The sequence below is a fragment of the Methylobacterium isbiliense genome, from assembly GCF_022179325.1.
In the GTDB taxonomy this organism is placed as follows: domain Bacteria; phylum Pseudomonadota; class Alphaproteobacteria; order Rhizobiales; family Beijerinckiaceae; genus Methylobacterium; species Methylobacterium isbiliense.
In genome coordinates, this window is record NZ_BPQQ01000005.1 from 70,276 (window position 1) to 90,881 (window position 20,606).

The window sequence follows — 20,606 nt, forward strand, 5'->3', positions numbered from 1 at the left end:
GCACCGGGGCGGCCCCGGACCCGCCGTCAGACGAGGGAGGAGAGACATGACCGAGATCGCCGTGATCGGGGCCGGGCTGATGGGGCACGGCATCGCGCTGGTGCTGGCGCTGGGCGGGCACCGGGTGCGCCTCACCGACAGCCGCGCCGAGACCCTGGCGCAGGTGCAGGGCCTGATGGCCTCCGCCCTCGACACCCTGCGCGAGGCCGGCGCCGTCGGCGCCGACTGGACCGCCGAGCGCCTCGCGGGCGCCGTGCGGCTCTCCCCCGACCTCGCCGAGACGGTCGCGGGCGCCCGCCTCGTCATCGAGGCGATCACCGAGAACCCGGAGGCGAAGCGCGCCCTGTTCGGGGAACTCGACCGCCTCTGCCCGCCGGAGACGATCCTGGCGAGCAACACCAGCTACCTCGACGTCTTCCCGCTGATCCCCGCGGCGCGCCAGTCGCGGGCGATCGTCGCCCACTGGTACACGCCCCCCTACATCGTCGACCTCGTCGACGTGGTGCCGGGGCCGCAGACCGATCCGGCGGTGGTGGAAGAGGTGCGCGCCCTCGTCGTCGGCCTCGGCCAGGTGCCGATCGTGCTCAAGCGCTTCATCCCGGGCTACGTCGCCAACCGCATCCAGTCAGCGATCTCGGCGGAGGTCTACCACCTGCTCGACGAGGGCATCGCTACCCCGCGGGAGATCGACGACGCCATCGTGCACGGGCTCAGCCTCCGCATCCCGATCCTCGGCCACCTCGCCAAGGCCGACTTCACCGGCATCGAACTGCTGCGCCACGCGCTCGCCAACGCGAGCTACAGCCCACCGCCCGCCCGCACCCGCTCCGAGGCGCTCGACGCGCTGGTGGAGGAGGGCCGCACCGGCGTGATGGCGGGCCGCGGCTTCTTCGACTGGGGCGGGCGCGACCCGGCCGACCTCTTCCGCGACCGCGACCGCCGGCTGCTGGCCCTCAAGCAGGCCATGAAGGCGGTCGGGCGGATGGAGGGGCGCTAGCGGAGCCGGCGCGGACGCGCCGGCTCCCGGCGCTGTCGCAAGCCGCCGCGGCGACGCTATAACGGGGGCGAGATCACCGAAGGGGGCGACGCCCCCTCCCCATCCCGGGCGGCCCATGTTCGACTTTCCCGTGCTCATCGGCGACATCGGCGGCACCAACGCGCGCTTCGCCGTGCTGGAGCGGCCGGACGATGAGCCGGCGGCCCTCGCCCATGTCCGCACCGGCGACTATCCGGACCCGAGCGCCGCGATCCGCGCGGCCCTGACGGGGGCGCCCACGGCGCCGCCCCGCTCCGCGCTCCTCGCGGTGGCCGCGCGGGTCGACGGGCCGGCGGTGCGGCTCACCAACGCCGCCTGGGTGATCGAGGGCGCGCGGATCGGCGCGGATTTCGGCCTCTCCGCCTGCACGATCGTCAACGATTACGTGCCGGTGGCGGCGGGTGCCGCCGCCCTCGACCCGGCCGGGCCGGATCGCGGCATCCTCGCCCCCATCGGTCCGGTGCTTCCGCCCGGGCGCGGCGCCCGGCTGGTGCTGGGGCCGGGCACGGGCTTCGGCGCCGCGGCGCTGGTGCCCTACGGCGAGCAGCTCGCCATCGTGTCGACCGAGGCCGGCCACACCGATTTCGGCCCCAGCGACGAGGCCGAGGCTCAGCTCTGGCCGCACTTGGAGCGGGTCGAGGGCCGCGTCACGGTCGAGACCCTGCTCTCCGGCCCCGGCCTGTCGCGGCTCTACGCGGCGCTCGGCGGCGGGCGCCACGCCGACCCCGCGGCCGTCACGGCGGACGGGCTCTCGGGCCGCGATCCGGCGGCCGTCCAGGCCCTGGCGCTGTTCGCCAAGCTGCTCGGCCGGCTCTGCGGCGACCTCGCCCTGATCTTCCTGGCCACCGGCGGCGTCTATATCGGCGGCGGCATCGCCCCCCGGATCCTGCCGGTGCTGAACCAGGGCGGATTCCGGCGCGCCTTCGCGCACAAGCCGCCCTTCGCGGCTCAGATGGCGCAGATCCCCACCTGCGTCATCACCATCGCGGACCCGGCCTTCACGGGCCTCGCCGCCCTCGCCTCGCGCCCGGCCTGCTTCGCCTATGACGGGCAGGCCTGGCGCGCCTCCGCCTGATCGGCGTCGAGGGCGACCACGTCCGGGCAATCCTCCTCGCCGGGCCGGCGGGGCAGGCGCCGGATCGCGAGCGCGGCCGGGCCGAGCAGGCGCACGAAGCGCTTCGAGGCGGCGAGGTCGAGAGCCTCGCGCTTGGCCCGCCCCTCGATGCGCGCGAGCGCGTTCATGGCCGGCCCCAGCACGGTGAACTCGGCCCGGTGGCCGTCGTCGAAGACGCCCACCAGCACCTCGCCCGCGTGCAGCACGGCCGTGAGGTCGAGGGGCGGCAGGCGGCGGGCGGCGCGGGCCCGGTTGACCTCGCGGATCTCCGCGCGGATCGCCCGCGCGCAGGCCAAGGCCGCGCGCGCCTGCGCCTCCGGCGGACCGGCGAGGAACAGCGCCAGCACCCCGTCGCCCACGTACTTGTCGACGATGCCGCCCTCGCGCGTGACGGCGGCGTGGGCGGCGGCGCGCACGGCAAGCAGCCAATCGGCCACCTCGCGCCCGCCGAAGGCCCGGGTGAGGGCCGAGAAGCCCCGGATGTCGAGGGCGAGCAGGCAGGCGTGGCGGGCATCGAGCGGAGTCGCGCCATCCGGCCGCACGAGGTCGATGCCCGCCGGCACGAAGCGGGCGAGCTGCGCCCGCTCCTGCTCCAGGCGCAAGGCCCTGGCGACCGCGCCGCGCAGGCGCACCACCCCGTCGATCACGAACAGGCTGGCGGCCACGAAGGCGAACAGGCCGAAGGCCTGGTGCCCGAGGGTGACCGCCGGCCCGAACACCGCGAGGTCCGGCCGCGCAAGCCCGACGATCAGGACGGAAGCCCAGGCGGACGAGACCACGAGCGCGAACACGACCGTGTGCCAGACCCGCAGGGTCAGCCCGGTCTGGAGCAGGAGCAGGAAGGCCGGCAGCCGGCTCACCGTGTCGGCGGGGTCGCCCGGCCCGTCCGAGCCCGCCACCATGTGCTCGATCACGACGTAGACCGCGAGCCCCGCGTCGAGCAGCGTGGAGAGCCAGGCGAGGCGCTCCCCGTCGCGACGCGGCGCCGTCAGCGCGAGCCAGACCGAGCTGACGGCGTAGCCGGCGAGCACGAACCAGTGGCTCCCGGCATGGATCGAGCCGTCGTGGGTCTGGGCGGCGGCGAGCAGCACCAGGAAGGTGACGAGGCGCAGCGCCAGCGCGCGGGGACCCGATGCGGCCGCCAGCGCGACCGCCAGCGTCTCCCGCGTCCTCTGCTCCCGCACGTCCCGTCCTCCGCCCGAAGCGACGCTCTTACGCTGCGTCGCCCCGCGGCGTCGAGTGCGCGACCCGGCCTCGGGGACGCGTGCGGCGAAGCCGCGCTGCGGCGACGAAGGCGCCGCCAGGTCAGTAGCCCTTCCAGAGGCCCGGGGTCGCGAGTTCGACGAGGTGCCCGTCCGGGTCGCGGAAGTACAGGCTGGTGCCGCCCCGCGGCCAGGTGGTGCGGCCTTCGATCTCGATGCCGGCGGCGGGAAGATGCGCCTCCCATTCGGGCAGGGCCTCGGCCGGGATCGACAGCGCGACGTGGAGCGGCCCCTGGCCGTCATGGGGCGGGATGGTGCCGCCGGGCGTCTCGATCGGGTGCAGGGAGCCGCCGCGCGGGAACAGCAGCAGCACGCCGCGGCCGGCGACGTCGAAGGCGCGCATGCGGTGGTCGGCGTGGAGGCAGGGCAGGCCCATCGGCCCGCCCCAGAAGGCGGCGGCGCGCTCCAGGTCGTCCACGTACAAAACGGTCTCCAGGACGCCTGCGATCGTCGGCATCGTCTCCTCCGGGCGGTCCGGAGGGCGTCCCTCCGGCCATGCAGCCTGCGCCGAGATGGGGCCGGTTCGGCGCGCGGTGCAAGCACGAGCGCCTCGGCGGGGTGGCCTGCGCCGTTCCGCCGAGGGCGCGGGGGAGCCGGGCTCCCGCGCGCGTCAGGCCGCGGCCGGGTTCACGGCCTCCTCGGCGAGTTCGGAGAGAATCTCGTCGGTGTTCTCCTCCTCGACCAGGGTCTCCTTGATGAGCCCTTCCGCCTCCGAGAGGCCGAGCTGGCGCGCCCAGGCCAGCAGGGTGCCGTAGCGGGTGATCTCGTAATGCTCCACCGCCTGCGCGGCGGCGATCAGGCCGGCATCCCCGGCCTCGTCCCCGCCGAACTCGCGCATCACCTCCTCGCCCTCGGCGAGGATGCCCTGGATGGCCTGGCAGGTGACGCCCTCGGGCTTCTGGCCGAGGAGGCGGAAGACCTGATCGAGGCGCTTCACCTGCTCGCGTGTCTCCTCGATGTGGACCGCGAAGGCGCCGCGCAGGGCCTCGGTGCGGGCGGCCTGGGCCATCTTGGGCAGCGCCTTCAGGATCGCGGTCTCGGCGAAGTAGGTGTCCTTGAGCTGGTGCAGGAAGAGGGCCTTGAGGTCCTTGCCGGCCATCGTGGTACTCCCAATGGGTACTGTGCACCCCGGCAACTCGGGCTCCGGGGGATCGTTCCGGGCATCGGGCCGCATCGGCCTTGACCGCTCGCCCGCGGCAGGGCGTCGTTGCGGAATCACGCGTGCTCACGAGACCCGCCGAGAGACCCGACATGCCCTCGCTGCCCGATCCCGACACTCTGCTCGCCCTGCTGCGCCGGGCGGCCGGGCAGGTCCGCGCCTCCACCGCACGCGCGCTCGCCGCCGAGGCGCGGGCGGAGGCGATCGCCCGGCAGGTCGATCCCCTGCTCGACCGGGTGGAGGCGGAGCTGCGCGAGGCCGCCCAGCGGGTCGAGGCCGCGCGGCGCGAGGCGGCGGAGGCGCAGGCGCGGGTCGGCGCGGCCGAGGCGCTGCTCGCCGCCGAGCGCGAGCGGAGCCGCTGTCTGGAGGTCCGGGCCGAGGCGGCCGAGGCGCGGATCGCCCGGGCGCAGGCCGCGCTCGCGGATGCGGCGCCCGCCCGCGGCAACGGCCTCGACGCGGGGCTCGCCCTGCACTGATCCCACACGGGGCCGCCGCACCACAACGGCACGGCGGGCTTGCGGTCATCCGGCACACCCACACGTCGAGACTCCGCCGAGGCACGGCGCGCCCTCCTCGGCACGCGGGCCGAGAGCGGCGGCCGGGCCGGGCGGCACCGGCATCTCGCCCGGGTGTTTCTCGGCCCGCGGGCGGCACGCCGCTCTGGGCCGCCCGCATCGCCCACCGCCTGCCGCATCATTGCACGGCCGTGGTGGTCGGGCGCGACGCCGGCGCGTCCATCTTCGCCGCCCTTCTGGAGGCGGTCGAGGCGCGGCACCGCGAGGCTCTGCGCGCCGCGTGGCAGGCCGGGGCGTGTTGCGGCGCGGTCACGCCCTCGCGACGGGATCGGCCCCGCAGGCGGCCGCGATGTCGGCGCGCAGTGCCTCGATCAGGCGGCGCAGGCCCGGATGCGCGGCGCTGGCGCGGGACCGGCCGCCGAGGCCCGAGACCGGCGCGATCAGGCGCAGGGAATTGGTGACGAAGAGCGCGTCGGCCGCCTCCAGCGCCGCCGGAGTGAGGGACCGCTCGGCGGCGGTGAGGCCGAGGGCCGGCGCGAGCCCGAGCACGGCGGCGCGGATGATGCCGGGCAGCACGCCGTCGGCGAGCGGCGGGGTGACGAGGGTGTCGCCGAACAGCGCGAACAGGTTGCCGGTGCCCGCGCAGGCCACCTGCCCGCGCGTGTTGAGGAACAGGGCCTCGTCGCAGCCCGCCCGGGCCGCCTCCTCGGCGGCGAGCACCGCGTCGAGGTAGCCCAGGGTCTTGTGGCGGGAGGCCGGCGAGGTGTCGTTGCGGCGGATGCCGGTCGGGTGCAGCGAGAGCGGCGCGAAGGCCGGTCCCGGGTCGAGCGGGGCGGCGCTCGCCATCAGGGTCGGGCGCGGGGTCTGCGGCGGGCGCAGGCCGCGCGGACCGGCGCCCCGCGTCGCGGTGGTGCGCACGGCCGCGCGCGGATGCCCCGCCGCCACCGCCCGCATGGCGGTGGCGACCGTGCCGGGATCCAGGGGAAAGCCCAGGGCCTGCGCCGAGGCGACGAGGCGCGCGACGTGCTCGGCCTCGCGGTAGAAGCGGCCGTGGAGCGCGAGCGCGGTGTCGAACACCCCGTCGCCGAGCAGGAGGCCGCGGTCGGCAAGGTCGAAGGGCGCGACCGAGCCCGCGTGAAGGCGCCCGTCAAGCCACCGCATGCGCATGGGTCTCCCGCCACGCCCGCGCCAGGGCGAGAAAATTGGAGAACAGCGCGTGGCCGTGCTCGGTCAGCACCGATTCCGGATGGAACTGGATGCCGTAGGTCGGGTGGTGGCGGTGCGACAGGGCCATCACCTCCCCCTCGGGCGAGACGGCGTCGATGCCGAGATGGCGCTCCAGCCCGGGCTCGGGCGCCACGATCAGCGAGTGATAGCGCCCGACGCGCATCGGCGAGGGCAGACCCCGGAACAGCCCGCGCCCGTGATGGGTGACCGGGGAGGCCTGCCCGTGCAGGGGCTGCTGCGCGCGCACGACCCGGCCGCCGAAGGCCGCGCCGATGCATTGGTGGCCGAGGCAGACCCCCAGCAGCGGCACCTCGCCCGAGAGCGCGCGCACCGCGTCGAGCGACACGCCGGCCTCGGCCGGGCTGCACGGCCCGGGGGAGATCACCACAGCCTCGGGCGTCCGCGCCCGGATCGCCGCCACGTCGAGGGCGTCGTTGCGCGCGACCTCCACGTCGGCGCCCAGTTCGGCGAGGTAGCGCACCACGTTGAAGACGAAGGAATCGTAATTGTCGATGACTAGGATCATCCGGGAAGCCTCGCGCCGCGGACCCGTCCGGCACGGTCCGGCAGGATGCGCCAGAGCGAGCACCGTGCCGAGGGAAGCGCCGTGGGGATGGATGTGGGGTGCGGGCGCCGCCCGCGAAACGCTCACCCGTCGTCCGGGAAGGCCGCGAAGACCCGCTCGGCCTTGGTCAGGGTCTCGCGGTACTCCGCCGCGGGGTCGGAGAGCAGCGTGACGCCGCCGCCCGCCTGCAGCACCGCCTGATCGCGGTCGAGGAGCACCGTGCGGATGGCGATGCTGGTGTCGAGGCTGCCGTCGAACCCGAGCCAGCCGATCGCGCCGCAATAGAGTTCGCGCGCATCCCCCTCGACCTGCGTGATGATGTCCATCGCCCGCAGCTTCGGCGCGCCGGTGATCGAGCCGCCGGGAAAGCAGGCGGCCAGGAGGTCGAGGGCGTCGGCGCCCTCGCGCAGGCGCCCGGTCACCGCCGAGACGAGGTGGTGGACCCCCGCATAGGTCTCCAGGCCGCACAGGGTCGGCACCGCGACGCTGTGCGGCGCGGCGATGCGCGAGAGGTCGTTGCGCAGCAGGTCGACGATCATGACGTTCTCGGCCCGCTCCTTGTCGCTGGCGAGGAGCGCCTCGGCCCGCGCCCGGTCCTCGGCCGGGTCGGGCGAGCGCGGCGCCGTGCCCTTGATCGGCCGCGTCTCGATGCGGCGCCCGTCCAGGCGCAGGAACCGCTCGGGCGAACTCGACGCCACCGTCAGCCTGCCGCATTCGAGATAGGCCGCGAAGGGGGCGGGGTTGCGCGCCCGCAGGCGGCGGTAGAACGCGAAGGCGTCGAAGCCCGGCGGCAGGCGGGCGGCGAAGCGCTGGGCGATGTTCGCCTGGTAGATGTCGCCGGCGCGGATGTAGTCGCGCACGGTCTCGACCGCCTGCTCGTAGGTGGCCTGCGTGAAGTTCGAGCGCCACGCGAGCGGCGGCACGGCCTGCCGGGGTACCTCCGGCTCGGGAGTGGCGAGCAGGGCTTCGAGCGCGTCGAGACGCTCGCCCGCTTGCCGCGCCCGCTCGCCCGGATCGGTGGCGGGAAACCCGGAGGCGATCAGCCGGCAGGTGCCCTCGTGGTGATCGAAGGCGACGACCGCGTCGTAGAGGTTGAGCATCAGGTCGTCGCACAGGCCCGCCCGCCGCGGCGGCGGCGCCACGCGCTCCAGGCTCCCGCCGAAATCATAGGCGAGGTAGCCGATCGCCCCGCCCTGGAACGGCGGCAGGCCGGGACGGGCCTCCGTGCGGTAGGGGGCGAGGATCGCCCGCAGGACCGAGAGCGGCGCGCCGTCGCGCGGGGCGCCGTTCCAGAAGGCCCGGCCGCCCCGGACCGAAAAGCGGCCGAACGGCTCGGCCGCGAGGTAGGACCAGCGCCCGAGATCCGGATGGCGCATGGCGCTGTCGAGGACGGCGAGCCCCGGCCGCCCCCGCAGGCGCGCGGCGGCCGCGACCGGATCGACGAAGGGAATCTCACGGCTCCACATGCGGAGGTGATAGCCGAGCCGCAGGCGTGCGGGGAATCCGCCCGAAGGTCACGGGTGGGGGTGCGCCTTGCTGGCGCGCCGGCGCGCACCACTTCGCTGCGGATGGCGGCTGCAGCAACCGGTTTCCTCGAAATCGACGGCGAGATGGCGGCGGCCATCCGCCGCCACGACTGGTCCGCCTCGCCGCTGGGCCCGATCGAACGCTGGCCCGACGTCCTGAAGACGACGGTCGCCCTGATGCTGGGCTCCCGCTTCCCGCAGGCGATCGTGTGGGGGCCCGAACTGATCACGCTGCACAACGACGCCTTCATCCCGATCCTCGGCCACAAGCCGGCGGCGCTCGGCCGGCCGTTCAGCGCGGTCTGGGACGAGGCCTGGGACGAGATCCGGCCGATGGTCGAGGCGGCCTTCGCCGGCCGGGCGACCTTCCTGGAGGATTTCCCGCTCCTCGTCGCGCGCGGCGGCCATCCGGAGCGGGCCCATTTCACCTTCTGCTACAGCCCGATCCGCGATCAGCAGGGCCGCGTGGTCGGCATGCTCGACACCGTCACCGAGACCACCGGGACGGTGGTCGCCGCGCGGCAGCTGGAGTTCCTCGACCGCCTGGGCCGCGCGGTCGCGAACGCCCGCGACCCCGACACCGTCATGGCCACCACGACCCGGATGGTGGCCGCGCATCTGCGGCTGTCGAACTGCGCCTATGCCGACATGGACCCGGACCAGGACGGCTTCACCATCCGGGGGGATTGGGCCGCGCCCGGTTCGCCCAGCATCGTCGGCCATTACAGCCTCGCCGCCTTCGGCCGGCTCGCCGTGCGCAACCTGCGGGCGGGCGAGCCGCTGATCGTCAACGACAACCGCGCGGAGCTGGCGCCCGAGGAGGCGGCGACCTTCCAGGCGATCGGCATCAGCGCCACGATCTGCATGCCGCTGGTCAAGGACGGGCGCCTGATCGCCCTGATGGCGATCCACGACCGCGTGCCGCGCGTCTGGTCGCCCGACGACCTCGCGCTGATCCGGGCGGTGACCGAGCGCTCCTGGGCGCATATCGAGCGCGTCCGGGCCGATGCCGCCGTGCGCGCGGCGGCCGAGGCGCTGGCCGGCCTCAACGCCACGCTGGAGGAGCGCGTCCGGGAGCGCACGGCGCAGCTCGTCGAGGCGGAGGCGGCGTTGCGCCAGTCGCAGAAGATGGAGGCGGTGGGCCAGCTCACCGGCGGCGTCGCCCACGACTTCAACAACCTGCTCACCATCATCCGCTCCTCGGTCGATTTCCTGCGCCGGCCCGACCTCGCCGAGGAGCGCCGCCGCCGCTACATCGACGCCGTCTCCGACACGGTGGACCGGGCCGCCAAGCTCACCGGGCAGCTCCTCGCCTTCGCCCGGCGCCAGACCCTCAACCCCGAGGTGTTCGAGGTCGGCGCGCGGCTGCGCGCGGTGGCGGACATGCTCGACAGCGTCACCGGCGCGCGCATCCGGGTCGTCACCGTGCTGCCGGACGAGCCCTGCCACGTCCGGGCGGATCAGAGCCAGTTCGAGACGGCGCTCGTCAACATGGCGGTGAACGCCCGCGACGCGATGGCGGGCGAGGGCACGCTCACCCTGCGGCTCGACGGCCGCCGGCCTCTGCCGCCGATCCGCGGCCATGCCGGATCGCGGGAAACCTTCGCGGCGGTGTCGCTCACCGATACGGGGGCCGGCATCCCGTCCGAGGTGCTCCCGCACATCTTCGAGCCGTTCTTCACCACCAAGGAGGTGGGCAAGGGGACGGGCCTCGGCCTCAGCCAGGTCTACGGCTTCGCCAAGCAGTCGGGCGGCGACGTCGACGTGGCGAGCGCGGTCGGCCAGGGCACCACCTTCACCCTCTACCTGCCGCGAGCCCAGCCCGAGGGCGACCGGGCCCCGGATGCCGAGGCCCCCGGCCTGGGCCCCGAGACCGGCGGCGGGCGGGTGCTGGTGGTGGAGGACAACGTCGAGGTCGGGCGCTTCGCCACCCAGATCCTGCAGGATCTCGGCTACGAGACCGCCTTGGCGGCCAGCGCCGAGGCGGCGCTGGAGCGGCTCGGCCCCGAGGCGGCCGGGTTCGACGCGGTCTTCTCCGACGTGGTGATGCCCGGCATGGGCGGGCTCGCCCTCGCGCGGGAGCTGCGCCGGCTGCGGCCCGACCTGCCGGTGATCCTGGCCTCCGGCTACAGCCACGTGCTGGCGCAGGAAGGCGGCCACGGCTTCACGCTGCTGCACAAGCCCTATTCGGCCGAGCAGCTCGCGCGCCTGCTGCGCGGCCTCGTGCGGACCGGGAGCGCGACCGCCGGCCGCCCGTGACGCCCGCGCCGCCCCGTGCTATGGGGCCGGCCCGATACCCGCCCCCGCCCGCCTCGAACCTGCCCGCGCCGTGACCGGCCGCGGGACGGATCAGCCGCCCCGTTCCGCCAGAACCACACCCATGACCGTTGCCCCCAAGATCTCCTTCGTGTCGCTCGGCTGCCCCAAGGCGCTGGTCGATTCCGAGCGCATCCTCACGCATCTGCGGGCGGAGGGCTACGAACTCGCCCGCAAGCACGACGGGGCCGACGTCGTCATCGTCAACACCTGCGGCTTCCTCGATTCCGCCAAGGCCGAGTCGCTGCAGGCGATCGGGGACGCGATGGCCGAGAACGGCCGGGTCATCGTCACGGGCTGCATGGGCGCGCAGCCCGAGGAGATCCGCGACAAGTACCCGAACCTGCTCGCCGTCACCGGCCCGCAGGCCTACGAGTCGGTGGTGGCGGCCGTGCACGAGGCGGTGCCGCCCGCCCACGACCCCTTCCTCGACCTCGTGCCGCCGCAGGGCGTGAAGCTGACGCCGCGGCACTACGCCTACCTGAAGATCTCCGAGGGCTGCAACAACCGCTGCAGCTTCTGCATCATCCCGTCCCTGCGCGGCGACCTCGTCAGCCGCCCGGCCGGCGACGTGCTGCGCGAGGCCGAGAAGCTGGTGAAGGCCGGCGTCAAGGAACTCCTCGTCATCTCGCAGGACACCAGCGCCTACGGGGTGGACCTGCGCTACGCGCCGAGCCCCTGGCGCGACCGCGAGGTGCGGGCGCGGTTCGCCGATCTGGCCGCCGCGCTCGGCGAGTTCGGGGTCTGGGTTCGGCTGCACTACGTCTACCCCTACCCGCACGTGGACGAGGTCATCCCGCTGATGGCCGAGGGCAAGGTGCTGCCCTACCTCGACATGCCGCTCCAGCACGCGAGCCCGAGCGTGCTCCGGCGCATGCGCCGCCCCGCCAACCAGGAGAAGATGCTGGAGCGCATCCGCGCGTGGCGCGGCGTGTGCCCGGACCTCGCCATCCGCTCGACCTTCATCGTCGGCTTCCCGGGCGAGACCGAGGCCGAGTTCGAGGAATTGCTGGCGTGGCTCACGGAGGCGAAGCTGGAACGCGTCGGCGCCTTCCCGTACGAGCCGGTACGGGGGGCGGCGGCCAACGACGTCGCCGCCCAGGTGCCCGAGGAGGTGAAGGCCGAGCGCTACCGCCGCTTCATGGAGACCCAGGCCGCCATCTCCCTGCGGCTGCAGAAGGCCAAGGTCGGCAAGCGCCTGCCGGTCCTGATCGATGCGGCCGGTCCCACCGTCGCCACGGGCCGCACCAAGTACGACGCTCCCGAGATCGACGGCAGCGTCCACGTCGCCTTCCGGCGCCCGGTGCGCGTCGGCGACATCGTGACAGTGAAGATCGAGCGCGCGGACGCCTACGACCTGCACGGTGTCGCCGTCTAAGCAGATTTCGCAAAAGTGGTCGCCGGTTTTGCGATAAAAATCTGCGAAGAAACAAGAACCTAAGCGGACGAAGCGTTGGCTTGCCAACGCAAGTCTGCTTAGACGATGGGCGCGCCGGACGACCCCGGCACCGCCCGGGCGCGCAAGCTCGCGGCCAAGCGCGCCAACGAGCGCATCAGGCTGCTGGCGGGCTTCCTCAACGCGCTCGCCATCGCGGTGGTGGGCGCCGGCTTCATCGTGCCGGTCATCGGCCAGCCCGATCGACTCCTGTCGCCGAATCTCGCTTGGCTCGTGCTGGGGAGCATCCGACATCTCGTGGCGCAGGGCGTGTTCGCCTTCCTGCGCAGTGAGGATTGAGCGATGATCACGTGGACGCTCACCGCGCAACTCGCCGTCTTCGTCGGCGTCATCAGCGTCGCCGGGCTGCTCTACGCGCGCCACATCGCCCACAGCTTCGACCGCAAGTGGGGCCGGCCGGACGATCCGCGCTGAGCCGCGCTCAAGGCCCGACCGCGTCCATCCGCACGCGCCGCACCCCCGCCGCGTCCATCGCCGCGTAGGCCCGCGCCAGCGACCCGCCCTGGTCGATCGCCCGGCAGGCCTCCTCCACCAGCACGGCCTCGAAGCCCGCCGCCCGCGCGTCGAGCGCGCTCCAGCCGACGCAGTAATCGGTCGCCAGCCCACACAGCACGACCCGGGCGACGCCCCGCTCGCGCAGGTAGCCCGCGAGCCCCGTGGGGGTCGTCCGGTCCGCCTCCAGGAAGGCCGAGTAGCTGTCGATCCCGGGCCGGAACCCCTTGCGGATCACGAGTTCGGCCCCGGGCAGGTCGAGGCCGTCGGCGAGATCCGCCCCGGGCGTGCCCATGACGCAATGGTCCGGCCACAGCACCTGCTCGCCATAGGCCAGCCGGACCGTGTCGAACGGCGCCCGGCCGGGGTGGCGCGACGCGAAGGAGGCGTGGTCCGGCGGGTGCCAGTCCTGGGTGAGGACGACGTGGGCAAAGCGCCGCCCGAGCGCGTTGACGGCCGGCACCACCGCGTCCCCGTCCGGCACCGCGAGGGCGCCGCCGGGCAGGAAGTCGCGCTGGACGTCCACCACCAGGAGGATGTCGGCCTCGCCGGGGGTGATCACGGCAGCAGCACGGTGGCGCCCGTGGTCTGGCGCCCGGCGAGGTCGCGGTGGACCTGCACCGCGTCGGCGAGCGGGGCGCGGGAATGGACCGGGATCGTCACCGCCCCGCTCGTCACGACGCCGAACAGGTCCTCGGCCATCGCCTCCAGGGTCGCACGGTCGGCCACATGCGTGAACAGGGTCGGGCGCGTGGCGTAGAGCGAGCCCTTCTGCCCGAGCAGCGCGAGGTTGAAGTCCGAGATCACCCCCGAGGCGTTGCCGAAGCTCACGAACATCCCGAACGGCCGCAGGCAGTCGAGGGAGGCCGGATAGGTCGCCTGGCCGACGCCGTCGTACACCACCGCGCAGCCCTTGCCGTCGGTGATCTCCTTGACGCGGGCGGCGAAATCCTCGTCGCGGTAGAGGATGACGTGGTCGCAGCCGTTCTGGCGCGCGAGCTCCGCCTTGTCGGGGGAGCCCACCGTGCCGATCACCGTCGCGCCGAGATGCTTGGCCCATTGCGTGGCGATGAGCCCGACGCCGCCCGCGGCGGCGTGGAACAGGATCGTGTCGCCGGCCTTGACCGGGTAGGTGCGGCGCAGGAGGTACTGGGCGGTGAGGCCCTTGAGCATCATCGCGGCGGCCGTCGCGTCGTCGATCCCCTCGGGGACCTTCACGGCCATGCGCGCCTCGACCACGACCTCCTCGGCATAGGTGCCGGAGGCCGAGCCGTAGGCGACCCGGTCGCCCACCGCGAGGCCGCTCACGCCCTCGCCCACCGCCACGACCTCGCCCGCGCCCTCGTTGCCGGGGGTGAAGGGCAGCTGCGGCGCCTTGTAGAGGCCGGAGCGGAAGTAGATGTCGATGAAGTTGACGCCGACGGCCGTCTGGCGGACGCGGATCCGGCCCGGACCCGGCGCCCCGACCTCGACTTCCTCGTAGCGCATCACCTCGGGACCGCCGTATTCGTGCACGCGGATCGCCTTCGGCATCGGTGTCCTCCCCTCGTCCGTATCGTGGGCGATCTTAGGAGGCGCGACGGTTTCGGCAATGGCGCGGCGGGCCCCGACGCCCCATCTCACCCCACGATCGGCACAGGACCGATCGGCGAGGGAGACCTTTTCGTGAGCGACGACCCGGTCTTCGACGTGGCGGTGGTGGGCGCGGGCGCGGCCGGTCTCGCGGCGGCGCTGGCGCTGGCGCGCGACGGCCTGCGCGTCGCCCTGGTCGGCCGGCACGCGCCGGTGGCGGACGGGCGCACCGTGGCGCTCCTCGACGGCTCGGTGCGGCTCCTCACCGCGCTCGGCGCCTGGGAGGCGGTGGCGCCCGCGGCGGCGCCGCTGGCCGAACTCCACCTCATCGACGACACCGGCAGCCTGTTCCGTCCCCCGCCCGCCCGCTTCGTCGCCGCCGAGATCGGGCTCGACGCGTTCGGCTGGAACGTCGAGAGCGCGCGGCTCGTCGAGGCGCTGCGGGCCTGCGCCCGGGCCTGCCCCGGCCTTTCGCTGATCGAGCGCGACGGCGCGGGCGGGCACGTCCCGGGCGAGACGGCGGCGGACCTGCCCCTGGAGGGGGGCGGCACGCTGGCGGCCCGGCTGATCGTCGCGGCGGACGGCGCGCGCTCGCCCCTGCGCGAGGCGGCCGGCCTCCCGGTGCGCCGCTGGAACTACCCGCAGGCCGCGCTGACCACGATCCTGTCGCACGCCTGCCTCCACCGGGACGTCTCCACCGAGTTCCATACCCGCCGGGGGCCCTTCACCCTGGTGCCGCTGCCGGGCGGGCGCCGCTCCAGTCTCGTCTGGGTGACGGGCGAGGGGGAGGCCGCGCGGCTCGCTGCCCTGGACGACGCGACGCTGGCGCGGGCGGTGGAGCGGCAGGCCCAGGCGATGCTCGGCCGCATGGCGATCGACGGGCCGCGGGGGATGGTGCCGATGCGCGGCCTCCTCGCCTCCCCGCCGGTCGGCCCGCGGCTGGCGCTGATCGGCGAGGCGGCGCACGTCTTCCCGCCGATCGGCGCCCAGGGGCTGAACCTCGGCCTGCGCGACGCCGCCGCCCTGCGGGACACGGTGGTGGAGGCCGTGCGGGCCGGGCGCGACCCGGGCAGCGCCGCGGCGCTCTCGGGCTTCGCCCGCGGGCGCGGGCTCGATGCGCGGCTGCGCACCGGTGCGGTCGACGCGCTCAACCGCAGCCTGCTGTCGGGCCTGCTCCCGGTCGATGCCCTGCGCGGCGCCGGCCTCCTCGCCCTGTCGACCATCGCCCCCTTGCGCCGGGCGGTGATGCGCGAGGGCATCCTGCCCCGCCTCGGCACCCCGAGCCTGATGCGGGCGTGACGGCCGGGGCCCGGACCCGCCCGGCGCCCGCGCGCCGCACCCCTTGCCTCCCGCGCCCGCGCCCCGCACAAGGCCGGCCATGCTCCGCGTCAACGACCTCACCTACCGGATCGGCGACCGCCTGATCCTCGATCGCGCCGGATTCGCGATTCCCGACCGCGCCCGGGTCGGGCTCGTGGGGCGCAACGGCGCGGGCAAGACCACCCTGTTCCGGCTCATCCAGGGCGAGATCGCCACCGAGGGCGGCACCGTCTCGGTGCCCAAGGGCACCCGGATCGGCGGCGTGGCGCAGGAGGCGCCGGCCGGCCCCGAGACCCTGCACGCGGTGGTGCTCGCGGCCGATACCGAGCGCACGCGCCTGCTGCGCGAGGCCGAGACCGCCGACGGCCTGCGCCGGGCCGAGATCGAGACCCGGCTCGTCGACATCGACGCGCATTCGGCGCCCGCGCGCGCGAGCGCGATCCTGCACGGCCTCGGCTTCGACGCGGCGGCGCAGAGCCGCCCCTGCTCGGACTTCTCGGGCGGCTGGCGCATGCGCGTGGCGCTCGCCGCCGTGCTGTTCTCCGAGCCCGACCTCCTGCTCCTCGACGAGCCGACGAACTACCTCGACATCGAGGGCACCCTCTGGCTCTACGACTACCTCGAGCGCTATCCGCGCACCGCGATCATCATCAGCCACGACCGCGACCTGCTCGACACCTCGGTCGACCACATCCTCCACCTCGACCGCGGCCAGCTCACCCTCTACCGGGGCGGCTACACCTCCTTCGCGCGCCAGCTCGCCGAGAAGCGCACCCTCCAGGCCAAGGCCCGGGCCAAGCAGGAGGCCGAGCGCGCCCACCTCCAGAGCTTCATCGACCGCTTCAAGGCCAAGGCCACCAAGGCGCGCCAAGCCCAGTCGCGCATGAAGCGGCTCGCCAAGATGGAGCCGATCGCCGCGCTGATCGAGGACGAGGCGCCGGTGATCCACCTGCCGAGCCCCCCTCGCCCGCTCTCCCCGCCCCTCGTGGCGATGGAGCGCGTCGCGGCCGGCTACGGCGAGCGCACGATCCTGTCGGGCCTCAGCCTGACGCTGGCGCCCGACGACCGGGTGGCGCTGCTCGGCGCCAACGGCAACGGCAAGTCGACCTTCTGCAAGCTGATCGGCGGGCGCCTCGGCCCCCTCGCCGGCGAGGTGCGGCGCTCCGCCAAGATGGAGGTCGCCTACTTCGCCCAGCACCAGCTCGACGAGCTCAGGCCCGCCGAGAGCGCCTACGCGCATGTGCGCGACCTGATGCCGGACGCGCCCGAAGCGAAGGTGCGCGCCGCCGCCGCCCGGCTCGGCTTCCCGGGCCAGAAATCCGACACCCCGGTGGCGCAGCTCTCCGGCGGCGAGAAGGCCCGGCTGCTGATGGGCCTCGCGGCCTTCGCCGGCCCCCACCTCCTCATCCTCGACGAGCCGACGAACCACCTCGACATCGAGAGCCGGCAGGCGCTGGTCGAGGCGATCAACGACTACGAGGGCGCGGTCATCCTAGTGAGCCACGACCGCTTCCTGATCGAGGCCTGCGCCGACCGGCTCTGGCTGGTCTCGAACGGCAGCGTGAAGCCCTTCGACGGCGACATGGACGATTACCGCCGCCTCGTGCTCGCCGGGCCGGAGCCCGAGACCAGGTCGGCGGAGCCGGCGGGCGGCGCCCGGGCGGTCGAGCGGCGCAGCAACGCCGAGCGGCGGGCGGCGCTCGCTCCCCTGCGCAAGCGCCTGGAGACGATCGAGGCGCGGATGGCCAAGCTCTCGGACGCCATCGCCAAGATCGACGCGGCGCTGGGCGACGGCAGCGCCTTCCGCACCGATCCGGCCAAGGCGGGCGACCTCGCGCGGATGCGCGCCGAGGCCGCGACCGCGCTCGGCGCCGCCGAGGAGGAGTGGCTGGGGCTCAGCGGCGAATTGGAGGCCGCGGAGGCCTGACGGCCCCGGGGGCGCGCGGTCAGTCGGCCGCGAGCCGCAGCCCGAAGCCGATCAGCAGCGCCGCGAAGAGGCGGCGCTGCAGCGCCTGCCACCGCGGATGGCGGACGAGCGCCCGGCCGAGGCCCGCGCCCGCGCTGGCGAGCACGAGATCGAACGCGAGGCCGGTGCCGACCAGGATCGCGCCCAGCAGCACGGCGCGGCCCGCCCCGTGGCCGAGCTCCGGCCGGATGAACTGCGGCAGCAGCACCGAGCAGAAGAGCAGCGCCTTGGGGTTGGCGATGTTCGTGACGAAGCCGCGCCGGAGCGCGGCGGCGCGGGAGCCGGCCCGGTCCCCGCCGGCCGCGAGCCGCTCCGGCGCGAGGGCATCGGCCCGCAGGAGGCCGAGGCCGAGCCAGACCAGGTAGGCCGCCCCGGCGAGGCGCACGGCGTCGAAGGCCCACGGCACGGCCCGCAGCAGGGCGGCGAGCCCGAGGACCGCCAGGGTCACGTGGGCGGCGCGCGCCAGCGCGAGCCCGGCCGCGGTCGCCACCGCCCGGGCCCGGCCGCCCAGGGCGCCGGTCTGGAGCACCAGCACCATGTCCGGCCCCGGCATCAGGTAGGCGACCGCGAGCGCGGCCACGAACATCCAGAGATCCGTATCCATCATGGCGAACCCTTCGGCCGAGACCCGCGAGCGGCAGCGAGCGGCGGAGCCTAGCGCGCGGGGCTGCGGCAGGTCCTTGCGAAGTCTGCTGCGTGCAAGAGCCGTCGTGGCATGATCTGCTGCCGGCGGGTGCGATTCGGGTGGACGATGCCGGCATGAAGCTCGACGCGATCGACAGGCGCATCCTGGCGGCCCTGCAGCGGGATGGCCGGATGACGAACGTGCAGCTCGCCGAGGCGGTGGGGCTGTCGCCCTCGCCCTGCCTGCGCCGGGTCCGGCTGCTGGAGGAGGCCGGGGTGATCGGCGGCTACCATGCCGCCCTCGACCGGGCCGGGCTCGGCCTCGGGCTGACCGTGTTCGTCGGGATCAAGGTCGAGCGCCACCGCGACGAGTCGGCGGCGGCCTTCGAGGCGGCGGTGCGGGCGCTGCCGGAGGTGGTCTCCTGCCACCTCGTGTCCGGGGAGACCGACTTCCTGCTGCAGGTGGTGGTGCCGGACCTCGCGGGCTACGAGCGCCTGCTGGTCGGCAGCCTGCTCCGGCTCCCGGGCGTCAGCGACATCCGCAGCAGCATCGCGATTCGGACCGTCAAGGCCGAGAGCCCCCTGCCCCTCGACCATCTCCCGGCCGCGCGCCCCGAGCGGCCCCGTTAGGTTTTCCTTAACCCTGATCCACCCATCGTCGGCCCGACCGAGTCACCAACCGCGACGGGACGATGCGCATGGACCACTTCGAGCACAGCGTGCGCGAGCGCGCCTACGCGCTCTGGGAGCAGGACGGCCGGACCATGGGCCGCGACGAGCATTACTGGCGCCTCGCCGAGCAGGAACTGCAGCAGGCGGTCCCCGCGGCCGAGCCGGTGACGGTGCAGCCCAAACCCGCCAAGGCCTCCCCCAAGGCCGCGGCCAAGGCGCCCGCCAAGGAAGCCACCAAGTCGCCCGTGAAGACGGCGGCCAAAGTGGCGACCAAGGCGGCGGAGGCCGTCAAGGCCGCGCCGAAGCGCCGTCGGGCACCCGCCGCCGAGGGCGCCGTCGTTCATTGAGGGGGTTCGGGGAGGCGCGGCGGACCGGTCACGCCTCCTCGGCCGCACTCAGCGCCTCGACGCTGCGCAGATAGGCCGCGGCGTCGAACTTCTTCAGCGTGTTGGCGCCGAGATAGCGCACGGTGCCGAAGATCGGCCGCCGGCCCCAGGGCCTGTCGTGCAGGCCGAACAGCCACGCCACGTTGGTGAAGGAATTCGGGTCGCGCCCGTCGAGGAAGTAGCGGTTGTTGAGCCGCAGGGTCCGCCGGAACGCCTCCTGCGGCGAGGGCGACCATTCGAGGATCTTCTTGCCCCAGTACATGCGCAGGTGGTTGTGCATGTAGCCGGTCTCGCGCATCTCCCGCATCGCGGCGTTCCAGTGCCGGTCGTGCGTGCGGCCCTCCTCCAGCGCGGCCTCGTCGTAGAGCGGGTCGCGCGGGTCGCCCGCGTGCGCAGCGAGCGCCTTGCGCGCCCAGTCGGGCACCGCGGCCTCGTATGCGGCGTAGTCCGGCTGGTAGTGCACGTGGTTCATCGCCAGCTCGCGCCGCACGATCAGCTCCTCGAGATAGGCGGCCTTGTCCTCGGCGCCGCCGGTCCGGGCGCTCCTGACCGTCAGGGCGATCGCCACGGGCGAGATCTGCCCGAAATGCAGGTAGGGGCTCATGTGCGAGGCCGCCCCCGCCTCGGGCCGGTTGCGCACCGTGCCGTACTGCGCGAAGGGGCCGGCGAGGTAGGCGTCGAGCCGCCCCCACGCCTCCTCTTCCCCGCCGCGGAAGCGGCGCACCGGCGGCACCGCGCGGTCGAGGGTCATGGCGGCGAGCGCCGCCTCGGGATCCGCGACGTCGAGGTCGCTCGTCAGCGCGAGCCCGTCCGCCGGGTGCGCGACCCGGCGCGGGCGCAGGGGCTCCAGATACGCGTCCCAGAGCCGGTGCAGCTTCGGCCGCAGGGTGCGGGCGGCGAATTCGTGCTTGGTCGAGGCGGTCTCGACCGGCACCACCACGTCGCCCTCGACCTGCACCACCCGGCGGTCGAGGCCGGCGCCGATCTCGCCGTACCAGCGCTTCTGGATCGCCAGATAGCCCCGGTCGAGCACCACCAGGGCGGCGTCGCGCCCGAGGTCGATCGCCGCCGCGGCGGGCGTGGCGCGGCGCAGCACGAAGGCGATGCCCCGGCGCGCCAGCCCCACCTTCGCCTGTGCCAGCCCCTGCAGCAGGAAGGCGTAGTGCCGGGCATTGGCCTCCGGGAAATGCGCGCCGCCGTCGAGCAGCCCGAACCCCACCACCACGGGCAGCCCCAGGCGGTTGGCCTCCTCCACGGCGAATTCGAGGGCCGGATTGTCCCGGCTGCGCATCGATTGCTGCATCAGGTAGAGCACGTAGGCGCCCGGCCCCGGCTCGGCCTCGTTCAGAACCCGGATCCGCCCCGACTGAATCGCCATCGCGCCCTCCCGGCAGGGAA

At 74.3% G+C, this 20,606-nt stretch carries 21 protein-coding genes; 11 read left to right on the forward strand and 10 right to left on the reverse strand.

Translation table 11 applies throughout. The features are described 5' to 3' along the window. Nucleotides 1-46 precede the first annotated feature (46 nt). Entirely contained in the window at nucleotides 47-997 is a 951-nt protein-coding gene (locus MFF61_RS02945; protein ID WP_238233624.1) for a 3-hydroxyacyl-CoA dehydrogenase family protein, read from the forward strand. 115 nt (nucleotides 998-1,112) lie between these two features. Continuing rightward, complete coding sequence (locus tag MFF61_RS02950; protein ID WP_238233625.1) at nucleotides 1,113-2,111, forward strand: glucokinase; 999 nt, start codon at nucleotides 1,113-1,115, stop codon at nucleotides 2,109-2,111. On the opposite strand, the gene MFF61_RS02955 is transcribed toward MFF61_RS02950, so the two are convergent. From MFF61_RS02955 to MFF61_RS02965, 3 genes are all read right to left on the reverse strand, one after another. Further along, nucleotides 2,078-3,334 carry an adenylate/guanylate cyclase domain-containing protein gene (locus MFF61_RS02955; protein WP_238233626.1) on the reverse strand — a complete coding sequence of 419 codons (1,257 nt, stop codon included), beginning with the start codon at nucleotides 3,332-3,334 and terminating at the stop codon, nucleotides 2,078-2,080. The two genes, MFF61_RS02950 and MFF61_RS02955, sit on opposite strands and share 34 nt — an antisense overlap. 121 nt (nucleotides 3,335-3,455) lie before the next feature. Next, complete coding sequence (locus MFF61_RS02960; RefSeq protein ID WP_238233627.1) at nucleotides 3,456-3,869, reverse strand: VOC family protein; 414 nt, start codon at nucleotides 3,867-3,869, stop codon at nucleotides 3,456-3,458. A 153-nt stretch (nucleotides 3,870-4,022) separates the two neighbouring features. Next, complete coding sequence (locus tag MFF61_RS02965) at nucleotides 4,023-4,511, reverse strand: YciE/YciF ferroxidase family protein (protein WP_238233628.1); 489 nt, start codon at nucleotides 4,509-4,511, stop codon at nucleotides 4,023-4,025. Nucleotides 4,512-4,633: 122 nt separating this feature from the next. Here MFF61_RS02965 and MFF61_RS02970 point away from each other — a divergent pair, with 122 nt between their 5' ends. Beyond that, on the forward strand, nucleotides 4,634-5,047 hold the full coding sequence (locus MFF61_RS02970; RefSeq protein ID WP_238233629.1) for a hypothetical protein: 414 nt from the start codon (nucleotides 4,634-4,636) through the stop codon (nucleotides 5,045-5,047). Nucleotides 5,048-5,395: 348 nt separating this feature from the next. Here MFF61_RS02970 and MFF61_RS02975 read toward each other — a convergent pair whose 3' ends face one another. The 3 genes from MFF61_RS02975 to pabB form a co-directional block, all read right to left on the reverse strand. Beyond that, a complete protein-coding gene (locus tag MFF61_RS02975) occupies nucleotides 5,396-6,247 on the reverse strand; it encodes an aminotransferase class IV (RefSeq protein WP_238233630.1) in 852 nt (283 codons plus the stop codon). Then, nucleotides 6,234-6,839 (reverse strand): anthranilate synthase component II, encoded by a 606-nt coding sequence (locus MFF61_RS02980; RefSeq protein WP_238233631.1) that lies wholly within the window; start codon nucleotides 6,837-6,839, stop codon nucleotides 6,234-6,236. Before MFF61_RS02980 ends, MFF61_RS02975 begins: the two co-directional genes overlap by 14 nt. A gap of 122 nt (nucleotides 6,840-6,961) precedes the next feature. Further along, nucleotides 6,962-8,344, reverse strand: a complete 1,383-nt coding sequence (gene pabB / locus MFF61_RS02985; protein ID WP_238233632.1) for an aminodeoxychorismate synthase component I — start codon at nucleotides 8,342-8,344, stop codon at nucleotides 6,962-6,964. 144 nt (nucleotides 8,345-8,488) lie between these two features. On the opposite strand from pabB, the gene MFF61_RS02990 reads away from it, so the two are divergent. The 4 genes from MFF61_RS02990 to MFF61_RS33820 all read left to right on the forward strand — a co-directional run bounded on the left by MFF61_RS02990 (nucleotide 8,489) and on the right by MFF61_RS33820 (nucleotide 12,590). Further along, nucleotides 8,489-10,663, forward strand: coding sequence for an ATP-binding protein (locus tag MFF61_RS02990; RefSeq protein WP_238233633.1), 2,175 nt, complete (start codon nucleotides 8,489-8,491; stop codon nucleotides 10,661-10,663). Between the two features lie 121 nt (nucleotides 10,664-10,784). Further along, a complete protein-coding gene (rimO, locus tag MFF61_RS02995; protein WP_238233634.1) occupies nucleotides 10,785-12,098 on the forward strand; it encodes a 30S ribosomal protein S12 methylthiotransferase RimO in 1,314 nt (437 codons plus the stop codon). Nucleotides 12,099-12,203: 105 nt separating this feature from the next. Then, on the forward strand, nucleotides 12,204-12,455 hold the full coding sequence (locus MFF61_RS03000) for a hypothetical protein (RefSeq protein WP_238233635.1): 252 nt from the start codon (nucleotides 12,204-12,206) through the stop codon (nucleotides 12,453-12,455). A 3-nt stretch (nucleotides 12,456-12,458) separates the two neighbouring features. After that, nucleotides 12,459-12,590, forward strand: a complete 132-nt coding sequence (locus MFF61_RS33820) for a hypothetical protein (RefSeq protein WP_283205960.1) — start codon at nucleotides 12,459-12,461, stop codon at nucleotides 12,588-12,590. A gap of 7 nt (nucleotides 12,591-12,597) precedes the next feature. Here MFF61_RS33820 and MFF61_RS03005 read toward each other — a convergent pair whose 3' ends face one another. Both MFF61_RS03005 and MFF61_RS03010 read right to left on the reverse strand, forming a co-directional pair. Beyond that, entirely contained in the window at nucleotides 12,598-13,227 is a 630-nt protein-coding gene (locus tag MFF61_RS03005) for a nicotinamidase (protein ID WP_238233657.1), read from the reverse strand. Continuing rightward, nucleotides 13,227-14,201, reverse strand: coding sequence for a quinone oxidoreductase family protein (locus MFF61_RS03010; RefSeq protein ID WP_238233636.1), 975 nt, complete (start codon nucleotides 14,199-14,201; stop codon nucleotides 13,227-13,229). Before MFF61_RS03010 ends, MFF61_RS03005 begins: the two co-directional genes overlap by 1 nt. Nucleotides 14,202-14,333: 132 nt before the next feature. Here MFF61_RS03010 and MFF61_RS03015 point away from each other — a divergent pair, with 132 nt between their 5' ends. Then, on the forward strand, nucleotides 14,334-15,539 hold the full coding sequence (locus MFF61_RS03015; protein WP_238233637.1) for an FAD-dependent oxidoreductase: 1,206 nt from the start codon (nucleotides 14,334-14,336) through the stop codon (nucleotides 15,537-15,539). Nucleotides 15,540-15,618: 79 nt separating this feature from the next. Beyond that, nucleotides 15,619-17,487: an ABC-F family ATP-binding cassette domain-containing protein gene (locus tag MFF61_RS03020; RefSeq protein WP_238233638.1), complete on the forward strand. Its 1,869-nt coding sequence runs from the start codon at nucleotides 15,619-15,621 to the stop codon at nucleotides 17,485-17,487. Nucleotides 17,488-17,506: 19 nt separating this feature from the next. Here MFF61_RS03020 and MFF61_RS03025 read toward each other — a convergent pair whose 3' ends face one another. After that, entirely contained in the window at nucleotides 17,507-18,133 is a 627-nt protein-coding gene (locus MFF61_RS03025; protein ID WP_238233639.1) for a LysE family translocator, read from the reverse strand. Nucleotides 18,134-18,285: 152 nt separating this feature from the next. Between MFF61_RS03025 and MFF61_RS03030 the strand changes: the two genes are divergently transcribed. Both MFF61_RS03030 and MFF61_RS03035 read left to right on the forward strand, forming a co-directional pair. Then, nucleotides 18,286-18,780 carry an Lrp/AsnC family transcriptional regulator gene (locus tag MFF61_RS03030; RefSeq protein ID WP_238233640.1) on the forward strand — a complete coding sequence of 165 codons (495 nt, stop codon included), beginning with the start codon at nucleotides 18,286-18,288 and terminating at the stop codon, nucleotides 18,778-18,780. 68 nt (nucleotides 18,781-18,848) lie between these two features. Next, nucleotides 18,849-19,169, forward strand: coding sequence for a DUF2934 domain-containing protein (locus tag MFF61_RS03035; protein ID WP_238233641.1), 321 nt, complete (start codon nucleotides 18,849-18,851; stop codon nucleotides 19,167-19,169). 28 nt (nucleotides 19,170-19,197) lie between these two features. On the opposite strand, the gene MFF61_RS03040 is transcribed toward MFF61_RS03035, so the two are convergent. Next, nucleotides 19,198-20,586: a deoxyribodipyrimidine photo-lyase gene (locus MFF61_RS03040; protein ID WP_238233642.1), complete on the reverse strand. Its 1,389-nt coding sequence runs from the start codon at nucleotides 20,584-20,586 to the stop codon at nucleotides 19,198-19,200. Between the last annotated feature and the right edge of the window lie 20 nt (nucleotides 20,587-20,606).

Coding starts and splice junctions, on each gene's coding strand:
- MFF61_RS03030 (WP_238233640.1), top strand. CDS start 18,286: ATGAAGCTCGACGCGATCGACAGGCGCATCCTGGCGGCCCTGCAGCGG.
- MFF61_RS03025 (WP_238233639.1), bottom strand. CDS start 18,133: ATGATGGATACGGATCTCTGGATGTTCGTGGCCGCGCTCGCGGTCGCC.
- rimO (WP_238233634.1), top strand. CDS start 10,785: ATGACCGTTGCCCCCAAGATCTCCTTCGTGTCGCTCGGCTGCCCCAAG.
- MFF61_RS02945 (WP_238233624.1), top strand. CDS start 47: ATGACCGAGATCGCCGTGATCGGGGCCGGGCTGATGGGGCACGGCATC.
- MFF61_RS02950 (WP_238233625.1), top strand. CDS start 1,113: ATGTTCGACTTTCCCGTGCTCATCGGCGACATCGGCGGCACCAACGCG.
- MFF61_RS03040 (WP_238233642.1), bottom strand. CDS start 20,586: ATGGCGATTCAGTCGGGGCGGATCCGGGTTCTGAACGAGGCCGAGCCG.
- MFF61_RS02990 (WP_238233633.1), top strand. CDS start 8,489: ATGGCGGCGGCCATCCGCCGCCACGACTGGTCCGCCTCGCCGCTGGGC.
- pabB (WP_238233632.1), bottom strand. CDS start 8,344: ATGTGGAGCCGTGAGATTCCCTTCGTCGATCCGGTCGCGGCCGCCGCG.
- MFF61_RS03000 (WP_238233635.1), top strand. CDS start 12,204: ATGGGCGCGCCGGACGACCCCGGCACCGCCCGGGCGCGCAAGCTCGCG.
- MFF61_RS02960 (WP_238233627.1), bottom strand. CDS start 3,869: ATGCCGACGATCGCAGGCGTCCTGGAGACCGTTTTGTACGTGGACGAC.
- MFF61_RS02975 (WP_238233630.1), bottom strand. CDS start 6,247: ATGCGGTGGCTTGACGGGCGCCTTCACGCGGGCTCGGTCGCGCCCTTC.
- MFF61_RS03010 (WP_238233636.1), bottom strand. CDS start 14,201: ATGCCGAAGGCGATCCGCGTGCACGAATACGGCGGTCCCGAGGTGATG.
- MFF61_RS02980 (WP_238233631.1), bottom strand. CDS start 6,839: ATGATCCTAGTCATCGACAATTACGATTCCTTCGTCTTCAACGTGGTG.
- MFF61_RS03020 (WP_238233638.1), top strand. CDS start 15,619: ATGCTCCGCGTCAACGACCTCACCTACCGGATCGGCGACCGCCTGATC.
- MFF61_RS33820 (WP_283205960.1), top strand. CDS start 12,459: ATGATCACGTGGACGCTCACCGCGCAACTCGCCGTCTTCGTCGGCGTC.
- MFF61_RS02965 (WP_238233628.1), bottom strand. CDS start 4,511: ATGGCCGGCAAGGACCTCAAGGCCCTCTTCCTGCACCAGCTCAAGGAC.
- MFF61_RS03035 (WP_238233641.1), top strand. CDS start 18,849: ATGGACCACTTCGAGCACAGCGTGCGCGAGCGCGCCTACGCGCTCTGG.